A 16,629-nucleotide genomic window follows, 5' to 3' on the forward strand; every position below is an offset into this window, starting at 1 on the left:
TTAACGATTTAGGCCTACACAGTCACACTGTCTTTTTTGGATTCAGTCACTTCCGCAGCAAGTGCCGCTTTGTACTTATAGCTTTCAGCCTCTTCGACTGCCCACAGCACACGCTCTGGTGTTGCTGGTGTATCTAAATGTGGCATATATTGATGATCAGCAACACTCGCAGCCGCATCACGTAATGCACTCCACACTGACATACTCAGCATAAATGGTGGTTCACCGACCGCTTTAGAGTTGTAAACCGTTTGCTCAGGGTTGCTACGGTTCTCAACCAAGTGGGTTCTAAAATCAATTGGCGTATCGGCAATTGCGGGGATCTTGTAACCCATAGGACCATTTGTCGCTAACTTACCTTTGTCATTCCACACTAACTCTTCAGTCGTCAACCAACCTAGCCCTTGGATAAAGCCACCTTCGATTTGGCCTATATCAATATCAGGATTAAGTGACGCGCCAACATCATGGAGAATATCCACACGTAAGGTTTTGTACTCACCTGTTAAGGTATCAATCAACACTTCAGAACAGGATGCGCCATACGCAAAGTAATAGAATGGGCGTCCTTTTGCTGTTGCGTGATCGTAATAGATCTTCGGTGTTTTATAAAAGCCAGTGCTCGATAACGAGATTTGATTGAAGTAAGCCAGTTGGATCAGGTCTGCAAACGTCATGATCTGTTCACGAACCGTCACGGTATTATTACGGAAGGTCACTTCTTCTTCAGTCACGCTAAAGTGTGCGACACAGAAATCAATTAAACGTTGCTTAATGGTTCGGGCTGCATTCTGTGCTGCTTTACCATTTAAGTCAGTGCCCGATGACGCCGCTGTTGGCGAAGTATTGGGGACTTTACTGGTATTCGCCGAGGTGATTTGAATATTATCAATATCTACTTGGAATTCCTGTGCGACAATCTGCGCAACTTTAGTGTTAAGCCCTTGACCCATTTCGGTGCCACCGTGACTTAACTGCATACTACCATCTGTATAAACGTGCAGTAGTGCGCCCGCTTGGTTCAAGAACGTCGCCGTAAATGAAATACCAAACTTAACCGGTGTTAACGAAATACCTTTTTTCAAAATAGGGCTGGTTTTATTATACTCATCAATCGCCTTTCGACGCTGCGCATACTCACTTGTCGCTTCAAGATCCGCCACCAACTCATGAATAAAATTGTCTTCTACTTTTTGATAATAATGCGTAACGTTTCGGTCTTCGATGCCATAAAAATTGACTTTACGTACAGATAATGGATCTTTACCTAATTTACCGGCAATTTCATCCATAATGTGTTCAATCGTCATCATGCCTTGTGGGCCACCAAAACCACGGAATGCGGTATTTGATGCGGTATTGGTTTTACAACGATGACCAGTAATAGTCGCGTCACCTAAATAGTAGGCATTGTCGGAATGGAACATGGCCCGATCCGTGATAGAACTCGATAGATCCGGTGAATAACCACAATTACTCGCGGCAATAATTTCAATACCATTAATTTGGCCATCGTCATTAAAGCCGACTTTATATTGGTTAAAGAACGGGTGTCGCTTACCTGTCATCATCATATCTTCTACACGTGGTAAACGGATCTTAGTTGGTCGCCCTGTTAGCTTAGCAAATACCGCACAGAGACAGGCTGGTCCTGCTGCTTGGGTTTCTTTACCACCAAAACCACCACCCATTCGACGCATATCAATAACGACTTTATGCATAGGTACACCGATAACTTCCGCCACCAGTTTTTGCACTTCAGTTGGGTTTTGCGTTGAAGCATAAACAATCATGCCGCCATCTTCGGTAGGCATCACTGAGGCTGCTTGCGTTTCCAAATAGAAATGCTCCTGGCCGCCAATATGAATACTGCCTTCTAGAATATGCTTAGCTGCTGATAATGCCGCTACCGAGTTACCACGTTTTTGTTGGTGCGACTCAGTCACAAAGCTCTGTTTAGCTAATGCTTCTTCCACACATAAAATAGCTGGCAGCTCTTCATATTCAATGATTGCCGCTTGCGCTGCTTGGCGCGCTATTTCCATCGAACTTGCCGCAACCGCAATGACTGCTTGTCCAAGATATTCGACTTTGCCATCAGCTAATAATGGATCGCCCGGTAAAATAGCACCTATGTCTAATTCACCTGGGACATCTTTCGCTTGGATAGCTAATTCAACCCCCTCAAAGTCATAACAAGGTGTTAAATCGATCTTGGTAATATTAGCGTGTGCCACATCACTCATACGTACATAGACATGTAATTGGTTTGGATATTCAAGACGATCATCGACATAAACCGCTTCGCCAGTTACCTGAATACCAGCACTATCATGTTTCACATTTTTACCGACACCGGTTTTGATTGAACCATTCGCTTGTGCTAACAATTGTTGCTGTGATAGTTGTACTTTATTGTGATTAGACATAAGACGTTACCCGCGTTTCAATTGTTGTATTTTGCAATTCTAAATAGCATTTTTTCAGTAAGTTTTTCGCTGTTAATGCCCGGTATTCTTTACTGGCACGGAAATCAGAGAGTGGCGAGAAGTCTTTCGCGAGTGCTTGCATAGCAGCCGCTACATTTTGGTATTCCCACGCTGCGCCAAGTAATACTTGCTCTGCATGTTGCGCGCGCATTGGCGTCGCAGCCATGCCACCAAACGCAATACGAATGTCAGTAACAATATTATCTTTTAAGGTAATATTAAACGCACCAAGTACCGCAGAGATATCATCATCAAGACGTTTAGACAATTTATACGTTCGGAATATTTGCGCATCAGTCGGTAATGGAATAATAATTTTGGTAATAAATTCAGCCGCTTTTTGTGCCGTAAGTTTATAGCCAACAAAATAATCGTCTAGATCCATTAAACGCACGTCGTTACCACAACGCAGTTCAACTTGAGCGTCAAGGGCAATTAAAGCTGGCGGTGTATCACCAATTGGCGACGCGTTACCGATATTGCCACCGATCGTCCCTTGATTACGAACTTGCAGTGACGCAAAGCGGTGTAAGAGCTCACCAAAATCAGGGAAGTATTGCGCTAATGTGCTGTAGCTATCCGTTAAACTTCTTGCTGCACCAATCTCGATATGGCTGTCAGTCACTGTGATGTCTTTCATTTCAGCGACATTACCAACCGAAATAAGGGTATTGATAGGACGGTGGAACTGGGTTATTTCGAGAGCTAAATCGGTGCCACCCGCCACAATACGTGCATCTGGATGTTTTACCAATAACGTGGCTAAATCCGCTACATTATCCGGTGAATAAGCCGTTTGACCATTACCTGATAGCGTTTGTGTACCACTACATTCAATGGTGTTAAGTTTCGCAACCGTTTCAGCTTCTAAACGTTCAAAAGCATCAACAACGTGCGGCTGCTCTGCCAAAGACATCGCAGAATCAATAATGGAGCGATAACCCGTACAACGGCATAAGTTACCCGCTAGCGCTTCAAAAATGGCCTCTTTATCGGCTGAAGGCGTGTTTTTGCTTAATGCAAACATCGACATAACAAAGCCGGGGGTACAATAACCACATTGGGTACCGTTGTAATCAACCAGCGCTTGTTGCACTTGATGTAAGGTACCGTCTTTTGCTTTAAGGTCTTCGACCGTGATCAGCTGCTTACCATGTAATGCGGATACAAACGTAATACACGCATTAACGGATGTATAGCGGATCCGTCCATCGACAACGTCACCAAGTACAACGGTACAAGCACCGCAGTCTCCTGATGCACAACCTTCTTTAGTACCTTTCTTCGCTTCTTCTTGGCGTAAGAAATTCAGTACCGTGGTATTGGGTGAAAGGTCAGATACCTGACACATCTTTTGGTTAAGTAGAAACTTAATCAAGTCGTACCTCCTGCGTTGTTCCGTAACATTGACATTGATTGCTATTATTTTTGTTATTAGCGCTATTTTAAATTATTCATTTAATCATAAGTTTAAGACATTAATTGTGCTCTAAAACCCCAAACCTGACTCAAGAGTCAACTTATTGTTACATAAAAATAACAATTGAGACACAATTTAATCAAATAATTTAGCGCTTATATAGACAATTATAGTGAAGATTAGCTAAGAAAATAGAAAAGAGAGGCAGAAATAACAATGCCAAGTTACGCTGAACTTGGCATTTTTTGTATACAATTCGAGGAGTAAGAGCTTACTTATTTTTTACTTAATACGTTAGAAAACACAACATGCAGGTCACTTGAAACCGTTTCACCATCTAAATTTAATTTAGATTCAATGTGTTCTAAATGCTCACGCATGAGTAAACAGGCTTGCTCCGTGTCTTTCGCTTCAATTGCATCAAGTAAACCACTGTGTTCATCCAATACACAATGGGTACTCGTCGCCACTTCATACTGAGCAATGATTAACGAACTCAGTGATACCAAGCTACGTTGGAAGTTAAATAATGGCGCGTTACCCGACATTTCTGCCAGTTTTAAATGAAATTCACCCGATAAGCGAATAGCTTTACCCAAATCACCTTGTTTGGTAGCGACATTTTCAGCGACGATTAACTTACGTAAATGATTGATCTGCTTACTCGTTGCATTGATAACGGCCAGCTTAGTTATCGCATCTTCCAAGGTATGGCGGGCAATAAACACTTGCTTTGCTTCTTCAACAGAAGGCGATGCCACCACTGCGCCACGATTAGGGCGGATGACCACAACTTGTTCATGCGATAAACGTAACAGTGCACGACGTATGATCGTCCGGCTAACACTAAAAATATCACCCAAGGCTTCTTCATTTAACTTAGTGCCAGGCGGCAGACGACGTTCAAGAATAGCATCAAAGATATGCGCATAAACTTTATCGTCTTGAGGCATCGAGCCTGACTTGCCTTCTGCTTCAACAGAACTACTGAGATCAGACATTATTTTCACCATTGTTAATCCAACTTGGTTATCTCGATATAAGTAAGTACCGTTATAACCTGACATTTATTGATATAATGTCATAATATGTTAACGCTGTGTAACAATCTAGCCTTATCTTGTATACCATCTCAAAAAAATTCAAAACAATGTTTAAACAGACTTAATGTATCTAAGTAAACACACGACAGGTTAAAACCGGATATAAAAAAACCGATGATTTAGCGTCATCGGTTTTATGTTACTTGCTAGCAGTTAACGTTATCGATTCAGTATCTGATCAACCGTCACCGCGAGTGCAACAGTCGCCCCCACCATCGGGTTATTCCCCATGCCAATAAATCCCATCATCGCAACATGAGATGGGACTGATGAGCTGCCCGCAAATTGTGCATCAGCATGCATGCGTCCCATGGTATCTGTCATGCCATACGATGCCGGACCTGCCGCAACATTATCCGGATGTAAAGTACGGCCTGTACCACCACCAGATGCGACTGAGAAATAAGGATGACCCGTGCGAATACATTCTGATTTATAAATGCCGGCAACAGGGTGTTGGAATCGCGTTGGATTTGTCGAATTACCCGTAATACTCACATCAACACCCGCAGTGTGCATGATCGCGACACCTTCACGCACATCATCTGCGCCATAACAAAGAATGTCACCGCGAGGTCCCGTTGAAAATGCACGACGGCTCACTTCTTTTAACTCATTTGTATCATAATCAAATTGTGTTCTAACATACGTGAAGCCATTGATACGCGAGATAAGATAAGCGGCATCTTTACCTAAGCCATTCAGGATCACTTTCAACGGTGATTGGCGTGATTTATTCACATTCAGCGCAATTTTGATAGCACCTTCTGCCGCGGCGAAAGACTCATGGCCAGCAAGGAATGCAAAACATTGGCTCTTCTCATTCAATAATCGCGCTGCAAGTGCGCCGTGACCCAGTCCAACTTGACGTTGTTTAGCGACACTGCCCTCTTTCGTAAATGCTTGTAGTCCTTCACCTATAATATTGGCGGCCTCCTCAGCAGAACTCGCGGCGCGGTATAACGCCAACGCAGTGCCGATGGTATATGCTTCAGCAGCACTATCGAATGCAATAGGCTGGGTTTCCATCACTAACGCTTTAGAGTCGACGCCTTTAGCTAGGCAGTATTGATAAGCGTCATCAATCGACGATAAGTTCATTTCGCTTAGTAGTGCGGTAATTTGATTTGTAGTGATGCGGTTTATCACAATGTCGTCAGTCATAGTTTGATTAGTCATAATATGGTCGGTCATAATAGTGCCCTCAGGTTAAGCTTCACGTGGATTAATGGTTTTAACTGCATCGTCAAAGCGACCATACTGCCCTGTAGCAGATTTCATCGCTTCATCAGCTTGTAAACCCTGGTTAACCGCTTTCATCATTTTTCCGAGGTTGACGTATTCATAACCAATCACTTCATTATGATCATCTAATCCTAATTTAGTGACATAACCTTCGGCAATTTCCAGATACCGAACGCCTTTTGCACTCGTGCCATAACTCGTACCAACTTGACTACGTTGAGTTTGTCCAAGGTCTTCTAAAGCCGCGCCAATTTCTAACCCACCTTCAGAGAAAGCAGATTGCGTACGACCATAAGCAAATTGGAGGAATATTTCACGCATCGCAACATTAATGGCATCGCAGACCAAATCGGTATTCATGGCTTCAAGTATTGTTTTACCAGTCATGATTTCAGCCGCCATAGCCGCTGATTGGGTCATACCAGAGCAGCCTATCGTTTCAATTAAGGCTTCTTCAATAATACCTGCTTTAACATTTAGCGTGAGTTTGGCTGCACCTTGTTGTGGCGCACATGTACCGACACCATGACTTAAACCAGAGATCGCAATCACTGCTTTAGGATTGATCATTCGACCTTCGATTGGAATTGGCGCTGATGCGTGAAGATCGCCGCGTTGGATCGGGCACATAGATTGGATTTCAGAAGAGTAGTGCATACAATTATCCTATTAGATTTAGGAAAACAAGGCATCATCACAGATTAAATAACAATTCAGTTAATAGTATGCATAACGCAGATCTATGACTTAGATGTTATTTTACAGATTCACTTGTTCTCAAATTTAATAGGAGTCATCAGCCAGAGATTGGCGGTTAAGTAGGTGGCACCCCATCACCTTACGCCGTTATTTTAGAGCTTAAACACCATTTTTGGCAAGCGATGCTTTAGACCCGTTTTTTATATTAAATCTGTCTTATATAAGTATCGATATTGAAAGAATGATAGATATTAACTGCATTCTCTAATTTTCAATGGTTTGTTAGCATCATAACTGTTTAGCACATCTAATAAATTAGCCGTGCTTGAAGCGATGTTAGCAGGAAACAGTTGATCTTGAAGGGGGTCGGATGGTGATCCAGCTTGTGCAAGATCACTCATCGTCGGTTTAATTAACGTCGCATGCGCTAATTTTTGTTGTAATAGGTATGAGGAATTTTGTACTACAGACTCAGGTACATATTTAGTATCGCCGACCGCTACGCCGATTTCTGGCGAAAAGCAGATTTCTAAACGCATCGCTGCCATATTGTTCGTCGCGGCATATTCGTTCAAACGCACCATTCGGGCAGCATCGTACGCTGACGTATCAACGACAGGTTGTTTAATCTCGATTTGTTTCTGATCAGAAATGTCAGATGACAACATACTTAATAGCAAAGCAAATTTTGCTCTATCACCATTTAAAGCACACTTATTTAATTGCTGACCAAGTTGCAGCTCATCAATTAAAGCGTGTTGTCGTATCGATTGAACGTAAATAAGTTACCTCTTGTACAGAATTGCGCGCAGAACAACCAAATTTTGCCGCTAAATTATCAACTAGTAAGTTATCGGCTTAATTTTCCAAATATTTAGCTATTTATTCGATTTTTTTGTTCACAAACAGACATTTTCTGATACTATCCGTTTCGTACTTGTGGAGGGGTTCCCGAGTGGCCAAAGGGATCAGACTGTAAATCTGACGGCTCAGCCTTCGAAGGTTCGAATCCTTCTCCCTCCACCACAATTTGTATTATGTTGCTATTACTGCATTATTGGCTAATGCACTATTTATTAGTTAATCGATAGCGACATAATGAAAGACAACATCTATATCGTTAGATGAAAAAAGTATTCGTGGAGGGGTTCCCGAGTGGCCAAAGGGATCAGACTGTAAATCTGACGGCTCAGCCTTCGAAGGTTCGAATCCTTCTCCCTCCACCAATTATTAATACTATGTCGCTCGCATTATTGGCTAATGCACTATTAATTGAGTTAATAGCGACATATTGAAAGACAACATCTATATCGTTAGATGAAAACAGTATTCGTGGAGGGGTTCCCGAGTGGCCAAAGGGATCAGACTGTAAATCTGACGGCTCAGCCTTCGAAGGTTCGAATCCTTCTCCCTCCACCATCATTTAGCTTTATTGATTGCTTTAAATAAAATCATATGTTGTGGCCAATGTAAGGATTTAAGCAATAAATGAAGTGATACAACATCTGCCATGACGAGTAGATGCATAAAGCATTACGTGGAGGGGTTCCCGAGTGGCCAAAGGGATCAGACTGTAAATCTGACGGCTCAGCCTTCGAAGGTTCGAATCCTTCTCCCTCCACCATCATTCAACTTTGTTGATAACTTGAATAATTCAAGCATTGTGGCCAATGTATTGATTAAAGATATTATCGAAGTGAATACAACATCTGCCATCGAGTAGATGAAAAAATAGAGAAATATGTGGAGGGGTTCCCGAGTGGCCAAAGGGATCAGACTGTAAATCTGACGGCTCAGCCTTCGAAGGTTCGAATCCTTCTCCCTCCACCACTCTCTATTCATAATAATTAACTCTCCATTTATTCCTACCTTCCATTTCTAGTTACACTTCAATTTTTATCTTTAAAATTTAGACATCTACAAATTCGTTATCAATACTTCTAATATCAAAACATCTGTTTACAGCATTAATATATATTGCATAAATCTACGCGCAAAAAATGCCACTTGTTCAGCAACATTATCATAAACTAAAAATAGAGATTCACTATTAACAACCGTGAGTTAATAGCACGACTTTCGTTATTTCGTGTGGTTGGTAAATTAACTGGCAATAATCAGCAGTGGCAATGTTTGCAGGCTCCTTTTTAGCGTAACTGTCATTTAATGAAATAGTTAAAATCCGCTGATTTTTATCATCAAAAATATTACTAAAAATAAATCCATCATCACTACCCAAATTTAACAGTTTTTTAATCGAATTAATGTATCCTATTGGATAGCCCTTACACGTTAAAAAACCATCAACGATGACTTCTTTACCTATAGCTTTATGGCATTCATTTTCCAATCCCAAAATTAACGACTTATAATAAATCAAATTAATCGCGGTCCGTAAGTCTGCTGCAACACTGGCAATCTTAGCTTTTTTAGCATCTCCGGATAAGTTAACAAATTTCGGTACTGCAATTGCCGATATAATCGCAAGGATGACAATAACAATTGTCATCTCAATGAGAGTAAAACCTTTCGCTCTAAACCCCATATTATCCTTTATTTTAATTCACAAACTAGCTTGTAATATCACTACAATCTTTAACAATCGCATTATAAGCTAACTACTCAATCCCATAAAGTATTTTATACACATTTAAAGTATGGTTATTGATAGGTAACACCGAATCAACTCGCGTTATTTTTGTCGCACAAAAAATACGCAGTTTACTGCTTAGCGTAACAAAATCAGGCACCTCTCAAGACAGTATTATGCATACCTGCTATTGTGGTTAACGCTAATTTCTAGCACCTAAACTTATCTATTAAGCTTGAGTATTTAATAAACATGAATAAGAATTTTGACTATCGAAATAAACGCGTACTCATTGTTGATGACCAACGTGCTTTTCAGATCATGCTCAAAACCATGTTAATTAATTTTGGTGCCAAAGACGTGACGCACGTCGGCAGTGCAGAAGACGCATTAAAACTATGTCGCCACGATAGCTTTGACTTATTGCTTGTTGATTACAACTTGGGTTCAGGTATTAACGGCCGCCAATTATTTGAAGCACTCAAAATGGATAATTTACTGCCTATCCATACCGTCTTTTTTTTGGTTACCGGTGATAACTCCAAAGCCATTGTATTAAGCGCAATTCAAATGACACCAGATGATTATTTGATGAAACCTTTTTCTCAAAATGAGCTTAATTTACGTATTCAAAAAGCATTCAATAAAAAAGAAACCCTGCTACCGATCTACCAAGCCATTAAGAATGATGATTTTGACCAAGTAATGGAAGAATGTGACAACGCGATCATCTATTCATCGCGTTATCGAAATTACTGTCGCTTGTTTAAAGCCGACCTACTCATTGAAAAAGCAAGGTATGACGAAGCTCGTATTATATTAGAAGACTTCATTGAAGATCACCCGCACACTCAAGCACAGCTATTGCTAGGTCGAGTATATTGCCTAGAGAAAAAATACCAACAAGCGATCCCATTACTGTCTGACATAGTAAAACATAACCCTATGATATTAGATGGTTACGATTGGTTAGCGCAATGCTTTAAAGAAGGTGGCGATACAGAAAAAGCACTAGAAATCGTGCAGCGTGCAATAAAACATTCGCATTTGTCATTAGACCGCCAAAAATTACTTGCTGAATTAGCCCTTGATACCCACATGAATGCGGTAGCCAAAGAGGCTTTTTTCGCCATTTTAATGCAAACTAAAAACACGATCCACCAAGATCCACAGCACTTAATTAATTACGTTCAATCCATTATTCTCCTGGCTAAAAACGAAGGTGACCAGTTTAAACAAGGTCGATTATTACAAGAGATTAGTGGTTTGTTTCATCGTTCTTCTCAACAGCACCCTTATGTAGAAGAAGAAGAATTATTGGCGCTGGAAGGTTACAGCTTAGCATCGATTCACAATGTAAAAGGTAATCAAGTAAAAGCGAAAAATACCTTATTAAAAAGTAATGAAACATATTTAACCGAACCTCAGATCACACCTGAATGGTTAGGACCACAACTCGCTAATTTACTTATTGAATTAGAAGAATTTGAGTTTGCTGAAAGGTTAAAGCCTTATATCAGACATACCAGTACCCACAGTGAAAAATTGCTTGCTAACATCAGTGGTGAAGAAGACAGTAAAGAAATCCAATTTCAGCACCACAACAAATTGGGTATTGAAGCGTTCTCAGACGGGAAGTTGGAAGTGGCACTAGAGCACTTTGAAACAGCATTGTCTATTGCCCCTCTCAATACAGGCGCTGCGCTTAATAAAGTGCAAGTATGTCTCGCCCTACTCGTTAAAGTTGACCGCCCATGGCCTGAAATAACCAAGAATATTTCAGAGACATTTATTGCTCTTGAGGACTTTCCATTATCAGAGCAACAAAGCGAACGTAAAGCGGAACTAAGAAAAGAGTTTAACATCCAACGGATGCAAGCAAAGAAAAGAGCAAATAGCTAAGCCCTTACTCACAGAGCCGACTGCTAAGATAAAGGAATATTAAACAGTAGTTCATTCCCGCTCAAATAATAAAACATAAAAAATAAAGATTTGCCTCGCAACTTATGCATGAATAATAGATGCTATAGGCATAAAAAGCTTTTAGATAATTTTGTAGATCATATAGGGTTAAAAAACCAATGAAAATAATCTCATTCAACATAAACGGCCTTCGCGCTCGATTACATCAATTACAAGCGATTGTAGACAAGCATTCGCCTGACGTAATTGGCCTACAAGAGATCAAAGTGCACAACGAGATGTTCCCTGTAGCAGCCGTTGAAGACATGGGTTATCACGTCTTTTTTCACGGTCAGAAAGCGCATTACGGTGTTGCTATGATGGTGAAAAAAAGCACCGTTGCTGACGTAGAAGCGATTAAAGTGCAATACGGTTTCCCAACCGATGATGAAGAAGCGCAAAAACGTATGATCATGGTGACGTTTGACCAAACATCAGGCAAACCAATCACAGTATTAAACGGTTATTTCCCACAAGGCGAGAACATCAGCCACGAAACGAAATACCCATACAAGCGTAAATTCTATCAAGATTTGAATATCTACCTTAATGACAATCACACAGCAGAAGACGATGTGATTGTCATGGGTGATATCAACATTTCCCCTGCAGATAAAGATATTGGCATCGGTGAACCCAATGCCAAACGTTGGTTAAAAACCGGTAAATGTAGCTTCCAGCCAGAAGAACGTGAATGGTTAGCAAAACTGCAAGGGTTTGGTCTACACGATACATTTCGCACTATTAAGCCAGAAGTAAGCGACCGCTACAGCTGGTTCGATTACCGCTCAAAAGGCTTCCCTGACAACCGAGGTCTGCGTATTGACGTGATCTTAGCGACTGCAACCTTGAATGCGAAAGTGGTTGAAAGTGATGTCGACTACGAACTGCGCGGCATCGAAAAACCATCTGACCACGCTCCAATCTGGACGACTTTTAGTTAACAATATTGATCAACATTTATCAATGTAAGACAATAGCCTAGGAGCAAGTCCCTAGGCTATTTAACATATCAAAAACGCATTTTAGAAATATGTGTCTAACCTTAATATTACCCAGACATTCAGATATCAGATGCAATAATGACGATGCAGTGGACCAAGATACGTGCAACAGCCAACAGTTTAATTCTCAGTGTTTTAGTGAACATATCTCCCGCTAATGCCCAGTATTCCGCTAATATAAAATCTCATGTTCCTGATGTGATATCTCACTTCCCGGCACCAACATTACCTTACACAATAGCCCAGCAGCAGCTTGATATTCATAGTCAACCGAGCTTTGAAGACCTTCCCCAGCTATTAGCAAAACGTACCATCAAAGTACTCGTGGTGAACCACCCTGCTTATTATTTTATTTATCAAAGCCGCCCACGTGGGCTTGCCTATGACATGATGCGGGAATACGAAAAACGCTTAAATAAAAGACACTTCAAAGACACTAAACTAAAACTAAATATCTTGTTCATTCCCGTACCAAGCAGCCAGATAATCAACTTGCTTGAACAAGGTTATGGCGATATCGCCATCGGTCCATTAATGACCCCACTACGCCAGCAAAATCAAGTGACTCATACCGAGCCTATTTATACAGACAATCAGTTATTAGTCGTCAGCCATAAATCGACAACGGCGTACAAAGATATAAAACAGCTCTCAGGTAAAGAAATATGGATACGCCGAAATAGTATTTATCACCAGCAATTAAAGCATATCAACAAGCAGTTATTCCTCCACAACAAGCCACCTATTAACATCCATATTGTCAGTGATGAACTGGAGGATTTCGAAATATTAGCCATGGTCAATAATAAACAGATATTCATGACGATGATCTCGAATCACAGTTTACGTTTATGGAAACGGTTATATAAAAATATAAAAATACATACTGAATTAGCCGTCGGCAGCCACATTCCGAGTACATGGGCAGTGCGGAATAACACCCCACAATTAACCAATAGCTTAAATCAATTTATCGCTAAACATAAAAAGGGCACCAAGATCGGCAACATCTTGCACCGCCGCTACTTGATGAGACACCCTTGGTTAAAAAAAGTCATTCATCAACAATTTGAAAATCGCTATTTGGAAACCGAAAAAATCATTAAAAAATACGCTAAACAGTACAAATTTGACTGGCAACTGATTCTGGCGCAAGCTTATCAAGAATCACGCCTGAATCAAAAAGCCATTAGCCATCGTGGTGCTGTTGGTGTCATGCAGGTATTACCTTCAACGGCTAACGAGCCTTATGTCAATATTAAAAATATCAACAAGGTAGACAGTAATATCCATGCCGGAGTGAAGTATTTACATTTTATGCATCAGCGCTATTTTAACCATGACAATATTACTGAACTAGATTCATTATTACTTAGTTTTGCCGCTTATAACGCCGGTCCAACAAAGTTAATTAGATTAAGAAAGCGGGCAATAAAACAAGGCTTAAACCCTAACATTTGGTTTAATCATGTCGAGAAAGTTGCAGCAGAAGTGATTGGCAGAGAAACGGTGGATTATGTAAACAACATTTATAAATTTTACATCACCTATTTACTCGCATCCCGTTATCAAATTAACGAAACGCAATTAGCACAGCAGCAAGTTGCAAACACGCGCTAATACTTCAGAGCCAAAAAAGCCGTTATGGAGCCCACAACGGCCTGCTATTTTATAACCTACACTCACCGTTAAGCTAAGTGTCTAAACGCCCGTTTTTCTAAGCGTTTGAATACCGCAAAAATACCAAAACAGAGACACAAGTAAATACCGCCAGCAAAGATAAATGCTTCAAACGGTGCATAAAAGCGGGAATACACATTATAACCCGCACCGGTAATATCAACCAAGGTCACGACACTGGCGATAGACGTGGCATGCAGCATAAAGATAACTTCATTACTGTACGCAGGTAATGCACGGCGAAATGCCGACGGTAAGATGATACGACGCAAGATCTGCCAATAATTCATCCCATACGCTTGCGCGGCTTCAATTTCACCTTTATCCGTTGTCACCAATGAGCCACGTATGATCTCGGTACTGTACGCCGCCGTATTTAACACAAACGCTAACAGACAAGGATAAAATGCATCTTCAAGTAAGAACCAAATTGAGCTGTCTTGGATACCATCAATCATGGTCACACCATAATAAATCATATACAACTGGATCAATAATGGCGTACCACGGAACACATAAGTGAATAACCAAATACTACGCGACAGCCACACATACTGACTGGTGCGCATGATAGCTAATGGCACCGCTAAAAAAAAACCAATCACCACCGACAGGAACGTCAGTTGTACCGTTAAGACCGTACCATCCCAATACTCACTTAAGGTATTCGGGGTAAACATTTCATTTTGCTCAAGCAAAGCAATCAGTTGATCTAACATATTAATGACCCTCTACACCTTTGCTAAAGTGACGTTCTAAATATTTCAGCACAATCTCACTCACCGTGGTAATGGCTAAATACACAAACGCCACAGGAATAAAGAATAAAAACGGTTCATAGGTTGTCATCGCCGCTTCTTTCGCTAGCTTAACCATATCCGACAAACCAATCACAGAGACCAGTGCCGTTGTTTTAACAAGCACTAACCAGTTATTACCAATGCCCGGCAAGGCAAAACGCATCATTTGTGGGAACATCACCCGACGAAATACTTGCCAATCAGACATGCCATACGCTGTCGCAGCCTCTAATTGGCCTTTATCAACAGATAACAATGCCCCACGGAACGTCTCACCCATGTAAGCACCAAAAATGAAACCAATAGTCAGCACACCTGCTGTGAACTCATCGATATTAAAATACAAGCCATCTTCATAAAACGCCGACAAGGTTAACCAACCATGCTCAACATAAAATGCATTGATGGCGTAAGTTTCATGTAATTCATACAACCATTCTGAAAAATTGTTTAAGCCCACTTGTAAGCCAAAATAAATCAGCATCATAAGCACGAGATCAGGTACACCACGAACCAAACTCGTGTAAGTAAGTGCAAGCGCAGAAGAAATTTTACCGCCAGAATAGCGTGCTACAGCGGTTATTAACCCGAGTAACACAGCGATAATTAATGAAAAAATGGCAAGTTTAACGGTTAATATAGCGCCATTAAAAATACTTGGGCCATAACCTTGAAGATCTAACATAATATTCCCAGAAAGCAGTGGGCGTAACCCTTCGCTAATAGCCCAGTTAATAACCTTGGCTAATAACTGAATGTCACAAAGAGTCCACCCATTTTTATTATCGTCACACGCAACTGCGCGGCGATAAAGAAACTACATTTTAATGCTGTAGCTGAAGTATTTAGCTTGGATCGTTTCGTATGTGCCATCGGTTTTGATTTCAGCTAATACTTTATTAAACGTTGCAGCAAGTGACTTATCACGTTTACGCAGCGCAACACCCATGCCTTCGCCTAATTGGAATGTATCGCCTACAGCAGTAAAAGCACCTTTCTTTTCAGGGATCAATAACGTGGTATCACCAACTGGGAAATCCAGTAATACCATGTCTAAACGACCGCCTTCAAGATCCAGTAATAAATCACCGCTGGTATTGTAACGTTTGATAGTGTTATTTTTAGCATACTCCGCAGTGACATGTGTATCTTGTACTGTGCCGCGCTGCACGCCAATACGTAATTCTTTAAAGGCCGCTTTATCTGTCACATCCAGTTTAAAGTCTGCCGCTGCAAACCAACCGCTCGGCGTATTGTAGTAAGGTTCAGAGAACAGCACTTGTTTTCTACGTGCATCAGTAATCGACATTGACGAGAAGATAGCATCGTATTTACGTGATAATAAACCTGGAATAATACCGTCCCAAGATTGTACAACCCAAGTACAATTCCAATTAGCGCGCTTACACACTTCATTACCTAAATCGATCTCGAAACCGGTTAGCTCACCATCAGGCGTTTTGTATTCAAACGGCTTGTAAGGTGCATCAACACCTAAACGCACATCAGTCCATTCTTTCGCTACCACAGCTGAAGAAAGTAATAAGCTTGTTGCAAATAAAGTCGCTAATTTTTTCATACATATTTCCCTATTATTATAATTGGGTCAATCAATGACCCGTGTTGTGTTGTTTTGG

At 40.9% G+C, this 16,629-nt stretch carries 13 protein-coding genes, 5 tRNA genes and 1 riboswitch; of the genes, 8 read left to right on the forward strand and 10 right to left on the reverse strand.

The window, feature by feature from the left end; translation table 11 throughout:
- Window positions 1–14: 14 nt before the first annotated feature.
- From xdhB to FR932_RS11560, 6 genes are all read right to left on the reverse strand, one after another.
- On the reverse strand, window positions 15–2,429 hold the full coding sequence (gene xdhB / locus FR932_RS11535; protein ID WP_019441998.1) for a xanthine dehydrogenase molybdopterin binding subunit: 2,415 nt from the start codon (window positions 2,427–2,429) through the stop codon (window positions 15–17).
- Window positions 2,422–3,867, reverse strand: coding sequence for a xanthine dehydrogenase small subunit (gene xdhA / locus FR932_RS11540; RefSeq protein ID WP_081588324.1), 1,446 nt, complete (start codon window positions 3,865–3,867; stop codon window positions 2,422–2,424). The genes xdhB and xdhA overlap by 8 nt, the downstream gene beginning before the upstream one ends.
- A 317-nt stretch (window positions 3,868–4,184) precedes the next feature.
- A complete protein-coding gene (locus FR932_RS11545; RefSeq protein ID WP_019628806.1) occupies window positions 4,185–4,910 on the reverse strand; it encodes a GntR family transcriptional regulator in 726 nt (241 codons plus the stop codon).
- 261 nt (window positions 4,911–5,171) lie between these two features.
- Window positions 5,172–6,206, reverse strand: a complete 1,035-nt coding sequence (locus FR932_RS11550) for a GGGtGRT protein (protein WP_019441995.1) — start codon at window positions 6,204–6,206, stop codon at window positions 5,172–5,174.
- Between the two features lie 15 nt (window positions 6,207–6,221).
- The gene (locus FR932_RS11555) at window positions 6,222–6,914 is read right to left on the reverse strand and encodes an iron-sulfur cluster assembly scaffold protein (RefSeq protein WP_019441994.1); all 693 of its coding nucleotides are present in this window, start codon (window positions 6,912–6,914) and stop codon (window positions 6,222–6,224) included.
- A gap of 123 nt (window positions 6,915–7,037) precedes the next feature.
- Window positions 7,038–7,104, reverse strand: a riboswitch (Fluoride riboswitch).
- A gap of 103 nt (window positions 7,105–7,207) precedes the next feature.
- A complete protein-coding gene (locus tag FR932_RS11560; RefSeq protein ID WP_342354030.1) occupies window positions 7,208–7,738 on the reverse strand; it encodes a VC2046/SO_2500 family protein in 531 nt (176 codons plus the stop codon).
- 159 nt (window positions 7,739–7,897) lie between these two features.
- Here FR932_RS11560 and FR932_RS11565 point away from each other — a divergent pair.
- From FR932_RS11565 to FR932_RS11585, 5 genes are all read left to right on the forward strand, one after another.
- Window positions 7,898–7,982 (forward strand) — tRNA-Tyr (locus tag FR932_RS11565).
- Window positions 7,983–8,097: 115 nt separating this feature from the next.
- A tRNA-Tyr gene (locus FR932_RS11570) sits at window positions 8,098–8,182 on the forward strand.
- Between the two features lie 108 nt (window positions 8,183–8,290).
- A tRNA-Tyr gene (locus tag FR932_RS11575) sits at window positions 8,291–8,375 on the forward strand.
- A 120-nt stretch (window positions 8,376–8,495) separates the two neighbouring features.
- Window positions 8,496–8,580: transfer RNA gene (locus FR932_RS11580), tRNA-Tyr, on the forward strand.
- A 121-nt stretch (window positions 8,581–8,701) separates the two neighbouring features.
- Window positions 8,702–8,786, forward strand: a tRNA-Tyr gene (locus FR932_RS11585).
- Between the two features lie 220 nt (window positions 8,787–9,006).
- Here FR932_RS11585 and FR932_RS11590 read toward each other — a convergent pair.
- The gene (locus FR932_RS11590) at window positions 9,007–9,501 is read right to left on the reverse strand and encodes a type II secretion system protein (RefSeq protein WP_019442888.1); all 495 of its coding nucleotides are present in this window, start codon (window positions 9,499–9,501) and stop codon (window positions 9,007–9,009) included.
- 297 nt (window positions 9,502–9,798) lie between these two features.
- Here FR932_RS11590 and FR932_RS11595 point away from each other — a divergent pair, with 297 nt between their 5' ends.
- From FR932_RS11595 to FR932_RS11605, 3 genes are all read left to right on the forward strand, one after another.
- On the forward strand, window positions 9,799–11,448 hold the full coding sequence (locus FR932_RS11595) for a response regulator (RefSeq protein ID WP_019442889.1): 1,650 nt from the start codon (window positions 9,799–9,801) through the stop codon (window positions 11,446–11,448).
- 179 nt (window positions 11,449–11,627) lie between these two features.
- Window positions 11,628–12,452 (forward strand): exodeoxyribonuclease III, encoded by an 825-nt coding sequence (xthA, locus tag FR932_RS11600; protein ID WP_019442890.1) that lies wholly within the window; start codon window positions 11,628–11,630, stop codon window positions 12,450–12,452.
- A 138-nt stretch (window positions 12,453–12,590) separates the two neighbouring features.
- Window positions 12,591–14,132 carry an MltF family protein gene (locus FR932_RS11605; protein WP_019442891.1) on the forward strand — a complete coding sequence of 514 codons (1,542 nt, stop codon included), beginning with the start codon at window positions 12,591–12,593 and terminating at the stop codon, window positions 14,130–14,132.
- A 68-nt stretch (window positions 14,133–14,200) separates the two neighbouring features.
- Here FR932_RS11605 and FR932_RS11610 read toward each other — a convergent pair whose 3' ends face one another.
- From FR932_RS11610 to FR932_RS11620, 3 genes are all read right to left on the reverse strand, one after another.
- Window positions 14,201–14,911 carry an ABC transporter permease gene (locus FR932_RS11610; protein ID WP_019442892.1) on the reverse strand — a complete coding sequence of 237 codons (711 nt, stop codon included), beginning with the start codon at window positions 14,909–14,911 and terminating at the stop codon, window positions 14,201–14,203.
- 1 nt (window position 14,912) lies between these two features.
- Complete coding sequence (locus tag FR932_RS11615; protein ID WP_019442893.1) at window positions 14,913–15,677, reverse strand: ABC transporter permease; 765 nt, start codon at window positions 15,675–15,677, stop codon at window positions 14,913–14,915.
- A 132-nt stretch (window positions 15,678–15,809) separates the two neighbouring features.
- Entirely contained in the window at window positions 15,810–16,571 is a 762-nt protein-coding gene (locus FR932_RS11620) for a transporter substrate-binding domain-containing protein (RefSeq protein WP_019442894.1), read from the reverse strand.
- Between the last annotated feature and the right edge of the window lie 58 nt (window positions 16,572–16,629).

Source organism: Moritella marina ATCC 15381, from assembly GCF_008931805.1.
GTDB lineage: Bacteria > Pseudomonadota > Gammaproteobacteria > Enterobacterales > Moritellaceae > Moritella > Moritella marina.

Excerpts from the sequence above, each read along its gene's own strand:
- FR932_RS11555 (WP_019441994.1), bottom strand. The coding sequence starts at position 6,914 with ATGCACTACTCTTCTGAAATCCAATCTATGTGCCCGATCCAACGCGGC.
- FR932_RS11605 (WP_019442891.1), top strand. The coding sequence starts at position 12,591 with ATGACGATGCAGTGGACCAAGATACGTGCAACAGCCAACAGTTTAATT.
- FR932_RS11550 (WP_019441995.1), bottom strand. The coding sequence starts at position 6,206 with ATGACCGACCATATTATGACTAATCAAACTATGACTGACGACATTGTG.
- FR932_RS11620 (WP_019442894.1), bottom strand. The coding sequence starts at position 16,571 with ATGAAAAAATTAGCGACTTTATTTGCAACAAGCTTATTACTTTCTTCA.
- FR932_RS11590 (WP_019442888.1), bottom strand. The coding sequence starts at position 9,501 with ATGGGGTTTAGAGCGAAAGGTTTTACTCTCATTGAGATGACAATTGTT.
- FR932_RS11615 (WP_019442893.1), bottom strand. The coding sequence starts at position 15,677 with ATGTTAGATCTTCAAGGTTATGGCCCAAGTATTTTTAATGGCGCTATA.
- FR932_RS11610 (WP_019442892.1), bottom strand. The coding sequence starts at position 14,911 with ATGTTAGATCAACTGATTGCTTTGCTTGAGCAAAATGAAATGTTTACC.
- xdhB (WP_019441998.1), bottom strand. The coding sequence starts at position 2,429 with ATGTCTAATCACAATAAAGTACAACTATCACAGCAACAATTGTTAGCA.
- FR932_RS11545 (WP_019628806.1), bottom strand. The coding sequence starts at position 4,910 with ATGTCTGATCTCAGTAGTTCTGTTGAAGCAGAAGGCAAGTCAGGCTCG.
- FR932_RS11595 (WP_019442889.1), top strand. The coding sequence starts at position 9,799 with ATGAATAAGAATTTTGACTATCGAAATAAACGCGTACTCATTGTTGAT.
- xthA (WP_019442890.1), top strand. The coding sequence starts at position 11,628 with ATGAAAATAATCTCATTCAACATAAACGGCCTTCGCGCTCGATTACAT.